The organism is Rothia sp. P4278 (assembly GCF_048512945.1).
GTDB lineage: Bacteria > Actinomycetota > Actinomycetes > Actinomycetales > Micrococcaceae > Rothia.
On sequence record NZ_JBLXXU010000001.1, the window covers coordinates 850,334 to 867,238 of the forward strand.

14 protein-coding genes are annotated in these 16,905 nt (G+C 55.6%); 3 read left to right on the top strand and 11 right to left on the bottom strand.

Annotated features, from left to right (window positions below; all coding sequences use genetic code 11):
- Positions 1 to 26 precede the first annotated feature (26 nt).
- Positions 27 to 368, bottom strand: coding sequence for an Rv2175c family DNA-binding protein (locus ACN085_RS03815; RefSeq protein ID WP_419100121.1), 342 nt, complete (start codon positions 366 to 368; stop codon positions 27 to 29).
- Positions 369 to 503: 135 nt separating this feature from the next.
- Between ACN085_RS03815 and ACN085_RS03820 the strand changes: the two genes are divergently transcribed.
- Entirely contained in the window at positions 504 to 2,069 is a 1,566-nt protein-coding gene (locus ACN085_RS03820) for a serine/threonine protein kinase (protein ID WP_419110655.1), read from the top strand.
- Between the two features lie 108 nt (positions 2,070 to 2,177).
- Here the strand turns inward: ACN085_RS03820 and ACN085_RS03825 are convergent, their stop codons facing one another.
- On the bottom strand, positions 2,178 to 3,536 hold the full coding sequence (locus ACN085_RS03825; RefSeq protein WP_419104235.1) for a class II 3-deoxy-7-phosphoheptulonate synthase: 1,359 nt from the start codon (positions 3,534 to 3,536) through the stop codon (positions 2,178 to 2,180).
- Between the two features lie 165 nt (positions 3,537 to 3,701).
- Positions 3,702 to 4,448, bottom strand: coding sequence for a lysophospholipid acyltransferase family protein (locus ACN085_RS03830; RefSeq protein WP_419110656.1), 747 nt, complete (start codon positions 4,446 to 4,448; stop codon positions 3,702 to 3,704).
- A 312-nt stretch (positions 4,449 to 4,760) separates the two neighbouring features.
- On the opposite strand from ACN085_RS03830, the gene ACN085_RS03835 reads away from it, so the two are divergent.
- Positions 4,761 to 6,845, top strand: a complete 2,085-nt coding sequence (locus ACN085_RS03835) for an AMP-dependent synthetase/ligase (RefSeq protein WP_419110657.1) — start codon at positions 4,761 to 4,763, stop codon at positions 6,843 to 6,845.
- Positions 6,846 to 6,996: 151 nt separating this feature from the next.
- Here ACN085_RS03835 and ACN085_RS03840 read toward each other — a convergent pair whose 3' ends face one another.
- From ACN085_RS03840 to ACN085_RS03855, 4 genes are all read right to left on the bottom strand, one after another.
- Positions 6,997 to 8,406, bottom strand: a complete 1,410-nt coding sequence (locus ACN085_RS03840; RefSeq protein WP_419100120.1) for a mycothione reductase — start codon at positions 8,404 to 8,406, stop codon at positions 6,997 to 6,999.
- A gap of 130 nt (positions 8,407 to 8,536) precedes the next feature.
- Positions 8,537 to 8,743 carry a hypothetical protein gene (locus ACN085_RS03845; RefSeq protein ID WP_419100040.1) on the bottom strand — a complete coding sequence of 69 codons (207 nt, stop codon included), beginning with the start codon at positions 8,741 to 8,743 and terminating at the stop codon, positions 8,537 to 8,539.
- 24 nt (positions 8,744 to 8,767) lie between these two features.
- Positions 8,768 to 9,166 carry a hypothetical protein gene (locus ACN085_RS03850; RefSeq protein ID WP_419110658.1) on the bottom strand — a complete coding sequence of 133 codons (399 nt, stop codon included), beginning with the start codon at positions 9,164 to 9,166 and terminating at the stop codon, positions 8,768 to 8,770.
- A gap of 319 nt (positions 9,167 to 9,485) precedes the next feature.
- On the bottom strand, positions 9,486 to 12,935 hold the full coding sequence (locus ACN085_RS03855) for a pyruvate carboxylase (protein ID WP_419110659.1): 3,450 nt from the start codon (positions 12,933 to 12,935) through the stop codon (positions 9,486 to 9,488).
- A 287-nt stretch (positions 12,936 to 13,222) separates the two neighbouring features.
- Between ACN085_RS03855 and ACN085_RS03860 the strand changes: the two genes are divergently transcribed.
- Positions 13,223 to 14,041 (top strand): ParA family protein, encoded by an 819-nt coding sequence (locus ACN085_RS03860; RefSeq protein ID WP_419100037.1) that lies wholly within the window; start codon positions 13,223 to 13,225, stop codon positions 14,039 to 14,041.
- 90 nt (positions 14,042 to 14,131) lie between these two features.
- On the opposite strand, the gene ACN085_RS03865 is transcribed toward ACN085_RS03860, so the two are convergent.
- From ACN085_RS03865 to gcvH, 4 genes are all read right to left on the bottom strand, one after another.
- Complete coding sequence (locus ACN085_RS03865; protein WP_419100119.1) at positions 14,132 to 14,692, bottom strand: MerR family transcriptional regulator; 561 nt, start codon at positions 14,690 to 14,692, stop codon at positions 14,132 to 14,134.
- Positions 14,693 to 14,953: 261 nt separating this feature from the next.
- Positions 14,954 to 15,688, bottom strand: a complete 735-nt coding sequence (locus tag ACN085_RS03870; protein ID WP_419100036.1) for a MerR family transcriptional regulator — start codon at positions 15,686 to 15,688, stop codon at positions 14,954 to 14,956.
- On the bottom strand, positions 15,688 to 16,128 hold the full coding sequence (locus ACN085_RS03875) for an FHA domain-containing protein (RefSeq protein ID WP_419100035.1): 441 nt from the start codon (positions 16,126 to 16,128) through the stop codon (positions 15,688 to 15,690). Before ACN085_RS03875 ends, ACN085_RS03870 begins: the two co-directional genes overlap by 1 nt.
- 284 nt (positions 16,129 to 16,412) lie before the next feature.
- A complete protein-coding gene (gene gcvH, locus ACN085_RS03880; RefSeq protein ID WP_419110660.1) occupies positions 16,413 to 16,805 on the bottom strand; it encodes a glycine cleavage system protein GcvH in 393 nt (130 codons plus the stop codon).
- Positions 16,806 to 16,905 lie beyond the last annotated feature (100 nt).

Here is a 16,905-nt window from a genome sequence, read left to right on the forward strand (position 1 = left end):
CCCCGGTCCCAGAGCATCCATCTGATTTACCAGGCCAGAGCGGATGCCCTTCGGCGGATCTCAGTCTTTCGGCCTTCAAGGAGAGCATCGATAGGTCGACCGGGCAAGGAGTCATCCTCGGTGTAGAGCCACACGATAGCTTCTTCGGCGGTAAACCCTGCGTCCTTAAGAACAATAAGGGTACCCTTCAAAGATTCCAGGACACGGTCCTGACGGATAAAGAGCGCGGGAACTTTCCTAACCCCGCTCTCGGGGTCACGAACGGCAAGCAGAGTGCCATCGGAAAGTAGGTTATGAACGCGGGTTACTTTGAGGTCAAGGGCTTCGGCAATATCCGGAATCGTTAGCCAGTTACCTACCAGGCTCATTACTTGGGGTGTAGTTTTATCATCAGTCACCTAACCATTGTGCCCTAGAACCGGGGTAAGCGGTAGCATGACGTGTTCTTACCCTCATCACTTCTGCACTACCGCCCGCTAGCTGGCGCACGTAAGATGGTAAAGATGTCTGAACAGAACGCTGCTGCCCCCTGGCTGACCGGGGTAATTTTTGACGGTCATTTCGAGGTCGGCCACCTGATAGCCCGCGGAGGCATGGCAGAGGTCTACCACGCGGTTGATTTGTGGTCCAATAACCCCGTTGCGGTCAAGGTGCTTTTACCGCACCTTTCTGCGGATCCAACTCAGCAACAGAAGTTTTTCCGGGAGGGTGCGGCGCTCAGCAAAATCAAGCACCCTAATGTGGTAGGGGTTATAGCCTCAGGCACTGAGAAGGTCCATGGACAGCAGGTGATGTTCCTGGTTCTGGAATACGTCCACGGGTGCACCCTTTCTCAGCTACTGAAGGTAAGGCCTGTGCTCTCGGTCGGGGAGCTTCTCTCCATTATGATTCCTGCCGTCGAGGGACTGTCAGAAGTCCACGCTCACCGGCTCATTCACCGCGACATCAAACCCGCCAATATTTTGCTTGAAGATGAGCACCAGACCATCAAGCTTTCCGATTTTGGCCTGACCCGCCGCGCTGACCAGAATGCGACCGGCCAGCTCATGGGCACGCCCTCCTTTGTGGCCCCGGAGATTCTCGATGTTCGTGCTTCTGTCGGGCCCGCCAGCGACATTTTCTCAGCCGGTGTCATGATGTACCGTATGCTCACCGGCCGTATGCCGTTCGCGGTAACAGAAAATGACCAGCAGGTGCTCTACCATAACACCAACACCGATATCCCCTCCGTCACTCAACTGGCTCCCGGAATTTCCTCGGATATTGCGGGTGTAGTCAGCTGGTCTACGCGTCGCAACCCTGCAGATCGGCCCCAGGACGCCACCGAGCTCTACCGCGCTCTTCAAGACTGTCTGAACCGTTCCACCGCTGATGAGAGGGCTTTCCGTGCACCTCTAGTAACCGATCTGCCTCTCACAAGGATGTGGGAGGACGTTACCGAAATCGCTGACCGATCCGGCATGACCCGTGTGTATCGGAACACCCCTATCTCTGCTTTTGGACAGGCCGATGACCTCATTGATGTAGAAGCTGATACGTCAGCGCCACTGACTGCGCACGAGAAAGCGGTGCGTTCAGCCGCTTCAGCGCCGGTTCAGGTCTATGCCCCCACCCAGATAGCCGGTGTGGGCCCCATGACCAAGCCTCAGGCGACACAAAAGGCGAGCGCGTCAGCTACCCCAGAGTCTGACAGATCAGGCCATGAAACTCTCTACTGGGACGTGGCTCAGGACCCCAACACCACCGTGGCCTTTTCTGGACTAAGCCCTGCCACGGAAGCAGCAAACGCACCGGCCTCTGCGCCATCGGCAACCAGCATCTCCGCCAGTTATACCCCACGTCGGGCAGGGCAAACCCAGCAAGCAGGTGATGCTTTCATTCCCGCACGTTCTGCTCACCAGAGTCCAGGCATCGTCACAGCTAAGAGCCAGGCAGAACGCCGCTCCCCTGCTGAACCCTGGCGAGCAGCACCTCAGCCGGTAGCCCTGCTAGCTTTCTCGGCCTTCTTACTCCTTGGTCTGGTTGGTGCCGGATTCATCGGTTGGTGGCTAGCTACCCTACTGTTTTAGCTCTCTGCTTCGACCAAAACTAAAAGCCATCTGCCCTATCTGGTACCAGATAGGGCAGATGGCTTTTCAGTAAGTAACTAGAAAGCTAACGGGTTGAGACTGTCCCTTTTAGCGGCGGGCCAGGTACTCAGCAACCTGGAAAGCGATTTCCAGCGACTGCTGGTGGTTCAAGCGGGGATCACATAGAGTCTCGTAGCGGTCAGCAAAGGCCGCTTCCTCAATCGGATCAGAGCCGCCCAGGCACTCAGCGACATCGTCGCCGGTCATTTCAACATGGATTCCACCGGGGAAGGTGCCCAGGGCTTCGTGGACCTCAAAGAAACCCTGAACTTCATCGGCCACATCATCGAAGCGGCGAGTCTTGTAGCCCGAGGGAACAGAGATGGTGTTGCCGTGCATGGGGTCGGTAACCCAAACGACCTTGGCACCTGTTTTCTGCACCCCTTCGACAATCGCCGGTAGCTTCTTACGAATAGTAGCGGCGCCCATGCGGATAATGAAGGTCAGACGGCCAGGATCGCGTTCCGGGTCAAGCTTGTCAATCAGGGCAAGCGCATCGTCAGCGGTGGTAGTGGGGCCGAGCTTCACACCGATGGGGTTGCGGACCTTGGATAGGAAGTTGACGTGGGCATCGTCCAGGCCGCGGGTTCGCTCACCGATCCAGAGGAAGTGGGCTGAGGTATCGTAGGGGAGGTTGGTCCGTGAATCAATGCGGGTGAGTGCACGCTCAAAGTCAAGGAGCAGAGCTTCATGTCCAGTGTAAACATCGGTGGTTTTGAGCGGTCCAAAGTCAGTGCCGCAGGCCTCCATGAATTTGACGGCTCGGTCAATTTCGGCCGCGATAGACTCGTAGCGAGAGTGAGCGGGGTTAGAGGTGAATCCCTTATTCCAGGAGTTCACCAGTCGTAAATCGGCAAAGCCGCCCTGGGTGAAAGCACGAATCAGATTCAAGGTGGATGCGCTGGTGTGGTAGCCGCGAAGCATACGGCGAGGGTCGTGGACTCGGGATTCTTCGGTGAAGTCAAAGCCATTGACCATCTCGCCGCGGAAGGAAGGCAGTGTCACCCCGTTGCGGGTTTCGTCGTTGGAGGACCGGGGTTTTGAGAACTGCCCGGCCATACGCCCCATCTTTACAACGGGCATAGACGCACCGTAGGTCAGGACTACCGCCATCTGAAGCAGGGTACGAATACGGCCCGATATCTTATCTGCGGTTGCACCGGCAAAGGTTTCGGCGCAGTCACCACCTTGCAGGAGGAAAGCTTCACCGTTTGCCACCCGCGCTAAATCAGCACGCATCTGATCAACTTCACCGGCGAATACAAGCGGAGGTACGGTGCTCAGTTCACGCATGACTTGGGCAAAATCTGGGTGATTAACCCACTGAGGGTGCTGGTCAATCTTGAGGGAACGCCACTCGTCGAGTTCAGATAAATTCTTGGTGCTGGGGCTGATATCGGAGGTCATGACGCGATAAATCCTTAGTATAGTGGTCGTTCTCTGCCTCGTGGGGAAAGGCTTTCTTGATAAAGTATGGTGTTGGTTGGGGTGCCCTACAATGCGGAGTCCATCATATGACACCCCTAACCGGTCTAGGCTTCCATGATGAGCCGGGGCACATACCCTCCTCGCTTAGGGGGTGTAATCAGGGTGCAACCTGCGCAGTGCTTCATCTGCGCTGATGTTCTCAGAGGCCATAAGCTTCTTAATATCGCCTGCATAGGCTGGGATAATCTTTCTGCCGGTGAGTTCACTAATTTTCTGCATAACCAAATCAGCAAGTTCCCGTTGAGCGACCCACTGGTCTTCCCGGTGAGCGTAGGGGGTCGTATCAATCGGCTCACCAATAACGGTTCGCACGCGGATGGCTTTCCCCTGGTGGCGCACATGCAACCTATTAGATCCCGGCCTCTGAACATACTCATTGCCCAGTTGCGCAACCGGGATAATAGGAACTCCAGCTTCAAGTGCTAGGCGGGCAACACCAATTTTTGCCCGGTAGAGGCGGGCATCGGGGCTGCGGGTACCCTCTGGGTAAATGCCCACCAGTTTCCCCTCTCGCAAGGCTGATACTGCCGCAGCAAGAGACTGGGCTGATTTAGCTCCACCAGAACGATCGATGGGAAGCTGCCCCACCGAGGTAAAAAACCATTTCATCAACCTACCTTTGAGGCCTGGGGTAGTGAAATAGTCTGATTTGGCCAGGAAAAAGACCTGACGAGGTGCGGCAAGTGGCAAGAAAAGAGAATCCACAAAGGACACATGGTTACTTGCCAATATGGCACCTTGGTCACCAGGGATGTGTTCAGCACCCACCACATCGTGATGGTATACCCGTTGCAGGAGGGGTTTGAGCACGAAACGAAGCTGCATATACATGCGAAGTCACTCCTTGGGGCAGTACGCTGTTTTCCTACCAAACATTGTAAGCACGGGCCCTACTCTGCTAAAAAGAGAAGCGCACTCTTCCGGACTGCTTTTGTCTGTTTTTCAGGCTAAATATAACCGCTAGTTTAAGTAAGCTCATCGTGTAGATCAGTAGATTAAGAAAACAGCTCTCTAAGAGCGCTAATCGTGCAGTCCGATTAATTTTGCCCTGTAAAATTGCTCAGGATAAGATGCCCATGCGTGGTGCCGAAGCCACAGCCCGTTCCATCCCCAACGGTGGGGTGAGATTGCAAAGGTAGCAAGGTGAAAGAAATACACTCCCCGCAACTTGTCAGCGTTGACCCATCTATCAACGTGACTGAAATGGTGGAACGTCGCGCGCAGGACAGCAGGGACCCTGTTGTCTACCGAGTACAAAAGTCGCCAGGCAACTGGGTGAACGTAACCGCCAAAGAGTTCCGCCGTCAGGTCATTGACCTCGCCAAGGGGCTCATTTCATCGGGCATCGAAGCCGGAGACGTCATTGGCATTATGAGTCGCACCCGCTACGAGTGGACCCTGATTGACTTTGCGATTTGGTATTCAGGCGGCATCTCTGTACCTGTCTACGAGACATCTTCCCCCGCCCAGGCAGCATGGGCGCTTTCCCACTCGAAGGCTAAGGCCGTATTCGTTGAAAACACTAAGCTGGCCGGTGTTATTGAGAAGGCCCGTGACCTCACCGACGAGGAGCTCTCTCTTGAGCGCCTCAAGGATGTGTGGGTCATTGAGGACGCAGCTATTTCCACACTGGTTCAGGCAGGTTCCGGGGTAACCGATGAAGCCGTCTTAGAGCGGCGTGCCCTAGCAAACCTCGATTCGCTTGCTACCATCGTCTACACCTCGGGAACTACTGGCCGCCCCAAGGCCTGCCCCATTACCCACGGTAACTTTGTACGGCTCTGCGTTAATTCCAAGCTCACCATTCCTGAGATCGCCAACGAAACAAACTCAACGCTCCTCTTTTTGCCACTAGCGCATGTGCTGGGTCGTATCATCGAAATCCTTGCTTTTGAGGCCGGGCTGACCGTCGGGCATGCCCCCGATATCAAAAATCTCTCCACAGATCTAAGTTCATTCCGGCCAACTATGCTCCTGGTTGTCCCCCGAGTCTTTGAAAAAGTCTATGAGGGCGCAATCAAGAAATCAGAGAAGGGCGGCAAGATCAACGCTAAGCTCTTCCACCGTTCCGTTGAGGTTGCCATTAGGTGGTCAGAGGCTCAAATTGCGGGGAAGATGACCCACAAGCTAGCACTCCAGCACAAGTTTTACGACAAGCTGGTGTACTCAAAGCTCCGTGAAGCAATGGGGGGAAAGGTTCGTTTCGCTGTTTCTGGTGGAGGCCGCCTTGCCCCGCACTACGGCCACTTCTACCATGCTGTAGGTATCCAGGTTGTTGAAGGCTACGGTCTGACGGAGACTACTGCACCGCTGGCGGTGGGTCGTATTCGCGGATTCGATATCGGCAACGTCGGTACTCTAATTCCGGGCGGTTCAGCCCGAATCGCAGAAGATGGTGAACTTGAATACCGCGGTGTCGGTCTGATTTCTGGTTACTTGGATAACCCCGAAGAGAACGTAGCAGCCTTTACCGAGGACGGTTGGTTCCGAACCGGTGACCTGGCCCATATTGATGAGGACGGTAAAATCTATATCACCGGCCGTAAAAAGGAAATCATTGTGACCGCTGGCGGTAAAAACGTCATGCCGGTACCCGCCGAGGACCGCCTACGTCAGGCCCCTATGGTTTCTCAGGCCATGCTGGTAGGCGATGAGAAGCCCTTTATCGCAGCACTTATCACCCTTGATCCCGACGTCCTTCCCGATGAGCTGGAACGTATCGGCCTTCCGCCCACCCTTACTCCCAAGGAGGCCGCCAACCACCCGAGCGTCCGAGCAGCCATCCAGAAATTTGTGGACGACGCGAATGCCCTGGTGTCCAAGGCTGAGTCGATCCGCGAGTTCCGTATCGTTGACAAGGACTTCACCGAAGCTGAGGGACATCTGACCCCCTCCATGAAGGTAAGGCGCAAGCAGGTTCTTGCCGATTTCAACTCCTATATTGAAGATATCTACAACCGTACCAAGACTTCAGTGACCGAAACGGCGGCGCAGACTGCCGAACGTGTTCAGGAGATTAGGGCAGAGCAGACTGAGAAGTGGGAAGAGTTCAAGTCAGTGCAGGGCCAAAAGTTCCAGGACTTTACCGGTCACCAGGCTGGGCGGTTCCAGGAGCTGGCCGAAAAAATTCAGCAGGCATCTCCCCTCTCAGCTTCAAAGAATACAGCAGATCAAGGCCGTGAAGGATCTGCTGAGGGCGGTGCTAGTTCGGATTCGACCAAGCCCTAGCTTCTGAGGGTAGGTTAATCCAATAGAGTCAAGCCCCGAACCCTTATGAGGGTTCGGGGCTTGACTCTCGTTAGTTCTGAGCCGAAGGCAGAGAGAGCAACTAGAAAACTCTAGCCTCCGGTGCACGGTACCTCTATCTCAGAGTGACTTGCTAGGAGTCCAGCTCCAGGCCCAGAAGCGCGTTCTCTACAACTTCAGTCAGGGCCGGGTGGATCCAGTACTGGCCACGAGCCATATCCCGAGCAGAAAGGCCAAAGCTCATAGCCTGGATGAGGGGTTGAATCAGGGTTGGTGATTCTTCACCAATCAGGTGTGCTCCTAGTAATTGACCGGTATCCTTGCGGGCAATCAGTTTGCAGAGCCCCTCAGAGTCCTCCATGGCCCAACCGTAGGCAACGTCGCCGAACTTTTGCTCTTTGACGGTTATCTCAAAGCCCTCGCGGTCAGCCTCTTGCTGGGCTTCTTCCTCGGTCAGGCCCACCGAAGCAATCGGAGGGTAGGTGAAAACAGCGGAAGGGACAAAGCGGTGGTCTGTGGCTTTGAGGTGCTCAGGGTTGAGCAGATTCCACTGCACAGTGCGCATCTCAGCGTTGGCAACGTGCTTGAGCTGGAAAGGTGACGACACATCACCCAGCGCCCATAGGCCCTTGACCGGAAGGCCACCTGAGAGAACACGCTGGTACTCATCGACCTGCAGCAGGCCTCGCTCATCAACGTCAAAGAAAGTGGCGGCCGAGATTGTATCCGAGTTCGGGGTGCGCCCTGTGGCTACCAGTACGGTATCGGCTTCAACCGTGACATCCTGCCCATGGGCCTCAAAGTGAACCGTCACTTTTCCACCCTGACTTGGTTCTATAGAGCGCAGGGCGTGGTTAAGGCGAAGGTCCCACTGATGCTGAGCGGCAGTGGTGAAAGTCTCTGCGATACTGCGGTCATGGCTCCTGAGCAGACGGTCGGAACGAACAGCCTGGGTTACACGAGCCCCAAGCCCGTTAAAGACATGTGCGAACTCAGCGGCGATAAAGCCACCGCCCACCACCACGATGTGTTGGGGTAGGTCCTCCAAGCGCATGATGGTGTCGGATGTGTGCACCTGGGGCAGGTCGATACCGGGAACCTGAGGCAGTGAAACGCGGGAACCGGTCGCTACAACAATCTGAGGGGCGGTCAGCTCAATACCTGAATCGGTACGTAGAGTGTGGGTGTCAATGAACTGAACGAACTCTTGGTAGACATCCACATTGTCCAGGGACTTACGCCACTGCAAACCGCCCTGGCTGATAGCATCGATACGCCCAAAAATGCGGTCACGGATATCGCGCCAGGCAGTACTGCGGTGTTCTAGCTCAACCCCCAGCCGAGCGGCCTCCTTGCTCCGGGTAACAACCGAGGCAGGGTAAACGTACATCTTGGTGGGGATACACCCCACGTTCAGGCAGGTTCCGCCGAACCGTCCGCCGTCAATAATGGCAATTTTCTTGCCTTCCATTGCTGCGTTCGGTAGAGAGTTACCGGAACCTGATCCGATGATAATGATGTCGTATTCGCGTACTGCGCTCAACACGGTACCTTTCGCTGTAGCTTTTGTGGGCACTGATTCGGTGTGCCCGTGTAAGGTTCAACATCGAACGCTGACAGGCTATTCCCGCCCACTGCCCCAGACTGAAATCCTCCCGATCAGCCTAGTGTGCTTATTCGTTGGTTGCCTTGTCTTGGGGAGTTTGCTTGGTCTGCTGAAGGTTCTGTTTCATCTGACGGAAAACAAGGACGTTACCTACTACCACGTGCAGACCGCCCAGAATCATTACCGGCAGGTTCCACCCAGCTTGAGGAGCAAGCGCCCCCACCAGCAAGAGAAGAGCACCAAAACCAATAACCATAATGTGAGTAATATTCATGCTACCTAGCTTATCTGGGCCCATTCACCAATCAAATAAAGGCGCTTCCGGGGGAACATATTCTCCAGCCTGCCAATGTGAGTAGTTGATTTCCCGGTCTCGAATCATCAGGCCAAGAGCAACTCTTTTGTACTGATAGTAGGTGCTGTAATCGATGTTGTCTTTACTAACCAAAATATATGTCTGGGCGCTTTCGCTCTGTATATATTTGTAATCCTGCATACTATATGTAATAAACGCCATTAATAGACCGAGCAGAAAGAAAACGAGGAAGATGGGCGTCCCGAGAACCCAAAGAACTGCGGTCAGAACTCCTGCAGTACTTTCCCTTTGCCCGGGAATGGCAGTTCTATGTTTCCAATTATTGATGCTCAAACTCAAGTAGATAACACCCAAAATTGCGCTTACCCAGAGTGTAACCATAGCAACCACTACTACCCAACGGTCCACGATAGGCGTGAAAGTAAGGCCTCCTGCCCCCAGGGGATTCATATCACTGAACCTAGCTTGAAAGACGGTGTATCCAATCGAACACATGTAAAAGAGAGCAGCGCTCAGGAGCCAGGAAATCAACAGTCCACGAGTCTTTATCATGCCTAAAAAACTAGCACTGGAAAGCTGACCTGACTAGATTAAAGAAAGAAATACCCGCAAACTTACCCCTGCCTTAGGCCATCGGTGGGGGCAAAAGAAAGCAGCGGCCCCCGTTGCCCGGGAACCGCCGCCTTCTTACTCAGGTTCTCTACTGAACATTGACCACAATCAGCAGGTCACCACCAGCTACCTGCGAGATGTCCTTATAGACGATACGTTCGACGGTACCTGAGACGGTGGAAGTAATTGAAGCCTCCATCTTCATAGCCTCAATGGTGGCTACCTGGTCACCCGCCGCAATGACATCGCCGGGCTTGACCGTAATAGTCACACCACCGGCGAAAGGAGCCGCTATATGACCGGGATTGGAGGCATCAGCCTTCTCAGCTTCCTTGACGTTGGACTCAACCGAGTTATCGCGAACATAGACACTACGCTGCTGACCATTCAAGGTGCAGATGACCTCACGGATACCCTTATCATCTGGCTCTGAGATAGCCTGCAGGGTAGCAATCAAACGCACACCCTTACCCAGGGAGATGACGTGTTCGCGCTTGAAGACCATGCCGTAGAGGAAGTCACGGGTGTGCAGGATTGAAACATCGCCGAACTCCTCCCGGGCCTTCTCATAATCCTGGGTGGGGCCGGCAAAGAGCAGGCGGTTGAGGGTAGCGCGGCGGGTTGCCGAGTCCCCAGCCAAAGCCGCAAGATCCTCCGCAGAAAGTTCCTTAAGACTAGGCTTCGCCAGCTTGCGGCCCTCAAGTGCCCGGGTGCGGAAGGGCTCAGGCCAACCAGCAGGCGGGGTACCCAGTTCACCGTTGAGGAAGCCGATAACGGAGTCGGGGATATCAAAGTTCTGAGGATCTTTCTCAAAGTCCTCAGGTGAGACACCCATACCGACTAACTGGAGAGCCAGGTCGCCCACAACCTTGGAGGACGGGGTGACCTTGACGATATGGCCCAGCATGCGATCAGCTGCCGCGTACATATCTTCGATGTCCTCGAACCGCTCCCCCAGCCCAAGAGCCTTAGCCTGGGCGCGGAGGTTGGAGAGCTGACCGCCGGGAATCTCGTGGGTGTAGACACGCCCGGTCGGGGCAGACAGGCCCATCTCAAAGGGCTTGTAGATGGTACGAACAGCTTCCCAGTAGGGTTCCAGAGCGCAGGCGGCCTCAAGGGTGATAGAGGGCTGACGCTCGGTATGCTGGAGAGCACCCACAAGAGCTGAGAAAGAGGGCTGTGAGGTGGTGCCAGCCATGGAGGCTGAGGCCACGTCCACAACGTCAACACCGGCTTCAACCGCCGCAAGCAGAGTACCCACCTGGCCACCGGCAGTGTCGTGGGTGTGCAGGTGCACTGGCAGATCAAAGCGCTCCCGCAGAGCGGTCACCAGTCGGCGGGCCGCCTCGGGGCGCAGCAGCCCTGCCATGTCCTTAATGGCTAGGATGTGAGCACCGGCCTCAACCACCTGATCGGCAAGGTTGAGGTAGTAGTCCAGTGAGTAGGTCTTCTCGTTGGGGTCGAGCATATCGCCGGTGTAGCAGATTGCCACCTCAGCTACCGCTGTGCCCGTTGCACGAACGGCCTTGATAGCCGGTGTCATTTGGGAGACATCGTTCAGCGAATCAAAAATGCGGAAGATATCAACACCGGTGGCTGCTGCCTCCTGCACGAAAGCATCGGTTACTTCGGTGGGGTAGGGTGTGTAGCCCACAGTGTTCCTACCCCGCAGTAGCATCTGGATAGGCAGGTTAGGCATGGCCGCACGCAGGTGGGCAAGGCGTTCCCAGGGGTCCTCAGTCAGGAACCGCAGAGCAACGTCGTAGGTAGCACCGCCCCAAGCTTCAACCGAGAAAAGCTCCGGGGTGACGTGAGCTACAGCTGGTGCTGCTGCCAAGAGGTCACGGGTACGCGCACGGGTTGCAAGCAGTGACTGGTGAGCATCTCGGAAGGTTGTATCTGTGATCAGCACTTCCTTGGTCTCACGCACTGCCTTGGCAAAGCCCTCCGGCCCCAGTTCTAGCAGGCGTTGCCGCCAACCAGTTGGAGGCTGATGGGACGAAGCGTCAAAGGGTGAGCGGAAAGGCTCTGAAACCTTATCCCCGGGGAAACGTGGGAGCTTAGTGCGCGGGTCAATACCCTCAATGCGGGGGCCGTGAGGCTTATTGACGGTTACGTTCGCCAGGTACTGAAGAGCCTTGGTTCCACGGTCAGCGGAGGGCTTCTTGATCAAGAGCTCGGGGTGCTCATCGATGAAGGGGGTGGAGACATCGCCCGCGCGGAAGGTGGGGTCCTCCAGCACCGCCTGGATAAAGGGGATATTGGTGGCAACACCACGAATACGGAACTCCGCCAGCGCACGGGAGGCGCGCTGAACAGCTGATTCAAAGGTACGACCCCGGCAGGTCAGTTTGACCAGCATGGAGTCAAAGTGCGGTGAAATCTGCGCCCCGGTGTAGACGGTGCCACCGTCCAGTCGGATGCCGGAGCCACCGGCCGAACGGTAGTAGGTTACCTTGCCAACGTCCGGGCGGAAACCGTTGGCGGGGTCTTCGGTAGTGATGCGGGACTGAAGGGCGTAGCCACGTACTTTCAGGTCCTCCTGGTGGATTCCCAAATCATCCAGGGTTTCACCGGCAGCAATACGCATCTGTGACTGAACCAGGTCAACATCGGTCACCTCTTCGGTGACGGTGTGCTCCACCTGAATACGGGGGTTCATCTCGATAAAGACATGCTGGCCAGCGCGCTCACCTGCGGTATCGACCAGGAACTCCACGGTACCGGCGTTGACGTAGCCTAGCTCCCGGGCGAACTTCACAGCATCGCGGAAGAGGGCCTGACGGATCTTATCGTCCAGATTGGGGGCAGGAGCGATTTCAACGACCTTCTGGTGACGGCGCTGGAGCGAGCAGTCACGCTCAAAGAGGTGAACGATGTTGCCCTCTGCATCGGCAAGAATCTGCACCTCGATGTGGCGGGGGCGCAAGACAGCCTGTTCCAGGAAGACAGTGGGGTCACCAAACGCGGTTTCAGCTTCACGCATCGCCGCTTCGATGGAGCCTTTAAGAGCTTGGCGGTTTTCGACCCGGCGCATGCCACGGCCACCGCCACCGGCAACAGCTTTCACGAAAATGGGGAAGCCGATTTCTTCCGCCTGGCTCAGGAGGTAGTCGATGTCTGAGCTGGGTTCGGTTGATTTGAGCACCGGGATACCTGCGCGGCGGGCGGCACGCAGTGCCTCTACCTTATTTCCCGCTAACTCCAGTACCTCCGGGGGCGGGCCAATGAAGGTGATACCAGCGTCAGCTGCAGCCCGCGCCAAATCAGGATTTTCGGAGAGGAAACCGTAACCAGGGTAGATGGCATCGGCGCCGGCTTCTTTGGCGACGCGGATGATCTCATCAATGTCCAGGTAAGCCCGAACGGGGTGTCCCTCTTCACCGATGGGGTAAGCTTCATCAGCCTGCTGACGGTGAATGGAGTGGCGGTCTTCGTAGGGGAAGACACCGACTGTCTTTGCACCAAGCTCATAGGCCGCTCGGTAGGCGCGAATCGCGATTTCGCCACGGTTGGCGACCAAGATTTTTGAAAACATTTCTTTCCGTTCCGCTCCGTCGAAACCTAGACAGGCAGGCGGAGCTAAGCCACAAGAGTGTGTGAACACCTCAAATATAGCTTTTTTTGACGGCCCAGACTCCCTTTTGGGGCCATGTTGTGTGATGAGGACCGTAATCTATGGATTTTATGGTCACTAGCACTACACTTGGTATTTTCTCCTGCTAGCCCCTTCCCAGGCGTGGGTATAGGCAAACTCATCGTCCCCAGCTTTTTAGGTAGCATAGTAAAGGCAGTGTGTTCCCAGTAATCGAGAGGCTTCCCAGTATGACCAGCATTGTAAGCATCAGTAGCCTTAAAGGCGGCGTGGGTAAAACCTCTGTTACTCTAGGGCTTGCTTCTGCCGCCCAGGCCTGCGGATTACGTGTTCTGGTCATTGACTTGGATCCGCACGGGGATGCTTCAACGGGTCTGGGCTCACCTACCGATGGTGCCGATATGGGTGCCATGCTCTCAGCGCCCGACAATTATTGGCTCAAGGACGAGATTCGTCCCTCCTCATGGACCGCTCTGGGCAGTTTGGGGCAGGCTTCCCGAACTGGCTTAGAAGCCGGGGTGTGGGTTGGGCGCGCGTCAGCCCGGCTGACAGCCCTGGAACGGTCTGAGCCTACAGACATTCTGTTGCCTCATCTAGCACGATTGCTAGAACCCGTGAGCGACGATTTTGACCTCATCCTCATCGACTGCCCACCAACCCTTGGTCGCCTGACCGAGATGGCCTGGGCGGCTTCCGGGCGGGTTCTCTCTGTTGCCGAGCCTTCCCTCTTCTCTGTTGCCGGCTCTGAACGCACTATGCGAGCTATCGCCCGCTTTGAGTCAAACACTGAGTACGCTGTCGGAGCAGCATCCATCATTATGAATAAGGTCAGGGACAATGACCCTGAGCACGAATACCGCACCGAAGAAATGCGGGTCCTCTTTGGTGATCTGGTAGCAGAAATCCCGATTCCTGAGACTCCCCTGCTTCAGCGAATTCAAGGCTCCGCCTACCCCGTCCACTACTGGCCTGAAGCAGAAGCCCAGCCTCTGGCAGATGCTTTTACAGCCCTCTTAGCCGGGCTGGTAGAGCTTGAGAAAGCCAAGTAAGGCGCCTAGGAATACAAAAGGGGAAGGAAACCCTTGAAGGGTTTCCTTCCCTTATGTGCTGTGTTTACACAGAACAAAACTAATAGCTGATTAGGCGCCAGCTTTACGCGCCCGGCGGGCAGAGAGCTCATCGTGAATTTCGGGGCCCTGAGCGACTTCTTGTGCGGTGTTCTCGCCGGGTAGCTCACTGAGCGAAACTTCGAGTTCACGCCAGACCCGGCCAATGGCAATGCCGAAGACCCCCTGGCCAGCCTGTACCAAATCGATTACCTCGGCAGCTGAGGTGCATTCATAGACCGATGCACCGTCAGACATGAGAGTGATACCGGCTAAATCTTCGACACCCCGGGCACGCAGGTGCTCCACCGAAGTGCGGATCTGTTGCAGGGAAACCCCGGTGTCCAAAAGGCTCTTAACGATTTTAAGAACCAGGACATCGCGAAAAGAATATAGACGCTGGGAACCTGACCCCTGAGCAGAACGCACGGTGGGTTCGACCAGGTGAGTTCGGGCCCAGTAATCAAGCTGGCGGTAGGTAATGCCAGCAGCTTTACAGGCCGTAGGCCCACGGTAGCCCAGATTTTCATCGACCAGGGAAAGCGGATCGTCAAACAGAACGCCCTGCTCGCCTACCGGGGCACTGCGAGGCATGACGTCGTCAATACCCAGCAAGGGCTGATCCAGAGGGGCAGGTACGCCTTGTAGCGCATCAGTTGCGCTCTTGTAACCGTTATCGTTATTCACGGTGATAGCGATTCCTTCCCTCATGTGGATCATGGACTCTCTTATCCTACCTGCCCCAAACCGATTGACTGTTATTTAGGTCAGCCAGACACCCGGCGTTTTAAGGTGGTCTAAGTCATTAAAATACCGCCACCAGAAAGCTAGCCAGAGACCCAGCCCTCAAAGAGCCTAATCAAAGCTTGGCATTGCGCCTGCGACAAGGGCCATGTGTAGGCGGAGCATCAACTGGGCAATTTCACCAGCAAGCTCAGCCGCCCTGGCCTGAGATTTTTCGTCCTTACGCAAGGCCAGCGGGCCGACAGCGGTCTCCACCAGGTCTACTTCCCGGTCAGCCGCCGCCCGGAAAGCCCTCAGGTGGCGCGGGTGTAGGCCGTGGACAGTGAGCTGGTTACAGACCTCGGTGACAGCCAGATCATACTGGTCGTAGGCTTCTTTCCCCTCTTCTAGCAGCCCGTAGTTGAGGAGTTCACGGAGCAGGGGCATATCAACGCCTGCCGCCTGGCCCAGCTCTCGCAGAGTATAGACCTGCCCAGGTTCAGCAGGAAGAGCTGGGCGCTGACCCGGAGCAACAGCAGGAACGGTTTTCTCTTCCTGAGACTGGACGGCCTCGGGCGCAAGCCCAGCATCTAACTCAGCTAGACGCTGCCTGATAACTTTGAGCGGTAGGTACTGGTCTCGCTGAAGCTGGAGGACATAGCGTAGGCGCTCAATATCCTGCTCAGAGTACTTACGGTAACCGGTATTAGTGCGCTGCGGGCTCACCAGCCCCTTGTCTTCAAGGAAGCGAATTTTAGAGGCGCTAATACCCTCAAACTCACCTTCGAGGGCGCCGAGTACCTGGCCGATCGTCTTATTCTTGGCCCCGGCACCGCTAGCGTCAGCAGATTGTGCCTGGGGTTTCATTACTTGCCTTGACCCTGGTAGAAAGCGAAGTGAAACTTGCCGATGTGGATTTCATCGCCGTTCTTGAGGTAAGCCTCATCGACGCGATCACCATTAACATAGGTACCGTTCAAGGAATCAGCGTCGGTCAGGATGAAGCTGCCTGCGTTCGGAATAAAGAGTGCGTGGCGACGCGAAACGGTGACGTCGTCTAAGTAGATGTCAGACTCAGGGCTACGGCCGGCAATAGTGGGTAGAACCCCGCCGTCATCTGTCGCATCGGGAGTCAGCAGGAAACGAGCACCCTTGAACTGACCATCAATACCAATAAGAACAGCTGAGCCAACAGGAAGAGTTGCCAGCAGGGCGGTTTCCTCAGCAGTAGGAGTGTGAGCCTGAGAAATCCCCAGGGCGGTGAGGCTAATGGTGCTTGTCTGTGGGTGGGCTTCGGCGGGGGCCATACAATCTAGTCCTTTGTGGGATGGTGCGACAGAAGAATCTTGGGGTCTGGAACCCGGGGAAGATGACTACGTCAAGGGATATGTTGTGTTGTGGTATGAACCGGCACAAGGTCACGAAATGGTAAACAGTGAACCGCTTGTTTAATCTTAGCCATTAGGAACGATTTATGGCTATTTCAGGCCGTGTTCCATCCGGTATTTTTCGTGATTTTCGCTCAGCAGAAGGGCACCGCCCTCCCCGGTAGGGAAAAGGCGGTGCACAAGCTCTACGAAAAGTGGGAAAGCTACTGGGCTTCAATCTCAGCTAGGTAGCCCTCAGCAGAAAGCAGGGAATCAATATCAGCTTTGTTCGCCGGGCGGAGTTCAATCAGCCAGCCCTCACCGTAAGGATCAGAGTTCACAATTTCGGGCGAGCTTTCCAAGGCATCGTTGACAGCTACAACTTGGCCAGAAAGCGGAACGAAGAGGTCAGAGACGCTCTTGGTGGATTCAATCTCACCGAATGTTGCCTCAGCTTCGAGGGTGTCCCCCACTTCGGGCAAGTCAACGTACACAACGTCGCCCAGTTCACCCTGGGCGTGGTCTGTCACCCCAATACGAACTGTTCCGTCTGCGGTGAGTTGACCAACCCACTCGTGTTCTTTGGTGTATTTGAGTTCTGCGGGAACATTGCTCATCGGAGGTGTCCTTTTCTAGTGATCAAAGATGCCGATCGAGGTGCGTGAAGCTCGAACTAACTGCGCATGATTCCAGTGAGGGAAAAGGAATCAGCCTAGG

What these genes read in the sequence shown, in the direction of transcription:
- ACN085_RS03815 (WP_419100121.1), bottom strand. Translation starts at nt 368, where the DNA reads ATGAGCCTGGTAGGTAACTGGCTAACGATTCCGGATATTGCCGAAGCC.
- ACN085_RS03845 (WP_419100040.1), bottom strand. Translation starts at nt 8,743, where the DNA reads ATGAATATTACTCACATTATGGTTATTGGTTTTGGTGCTCTTCTCTTG.
- ACN085_RS03870 (WP_419100036.1), bottom strand. Translation starts at nt 15,688, where the DNA reads ATGAAACCCCAGGCACAATCTGCTGACGCTAGCGGTGCCGGGGCCAAG.
- ACN085_RS03850 (WP_419110658.1), bottom strand. Translation starts at nt 9,166, where the DNA reads ATGGTTACACTCTGGGTAAGCGCAATTTTGGGTGTTATCTACTTGAGT.
- ACN085_RS03855 (WP_419110659.1), bottom strand. Translation starts at nt 12,935, where the DNA reads ATGTTTTCAAAAATCTTGGTCGCCAACCGTGGCGAAATCGCGATTCGC.
- ACN085_RS03820 (WP_419110655.1), top strand. Translation starts at nt 504, where the DNA reads ATGTCTGAACAGAACGCTGCTGCCCCCTGGCTGACCGGGGTAATTTTT.
- ACN085_RS03825 (WP_419104235.1), bottom strand. Translation starts at nt 3,536, where the DNA reads ATGACCTCCGATATCAGCCCCAGCACCAAGAATTTATCTGAACTCGAC.
- gcvH (WP_419110660.1), bottom strand. Translation starts at nt 16,805, where the DNA reads ATGAGCAATGTTCCCGCAGAACTCAAATACACCAAAGAACACGAGTGG.
- ACN085_RS03865 (WP_419100119.1), bottom strand. Translation starts at nt 14,692, where the DNA reads ATGCCTCGCAGTGCCCCGGTAGGCGAGCAGGGCGTTCTGTTTGACGAT.
- ACN085_RS03830 (WP_419110656.1), bottom strand. Translation starts at nt 4,448, where the DNA reads ATGTATATGCAGCTTCGTTTCGTGCTCAAACCCCTCCTGCAACGGGTA.
- ACN085_RS03875 (WP_419100035.1), bottom strand. Translation starts at nt 16,128, where the DNA reads ATGGCCCCCGCCGAAGCCCACCCACAGACAAGCACCATTAGCCTCACC.
- ACN085_RS03860 (WP_419100037.1), top strand. Translation starts at nt 13,223, where the DNA reads ATGACCAGCATTGTAAGCATCAGTAGCCTTAAAGGCGGCGTGGGTAAA.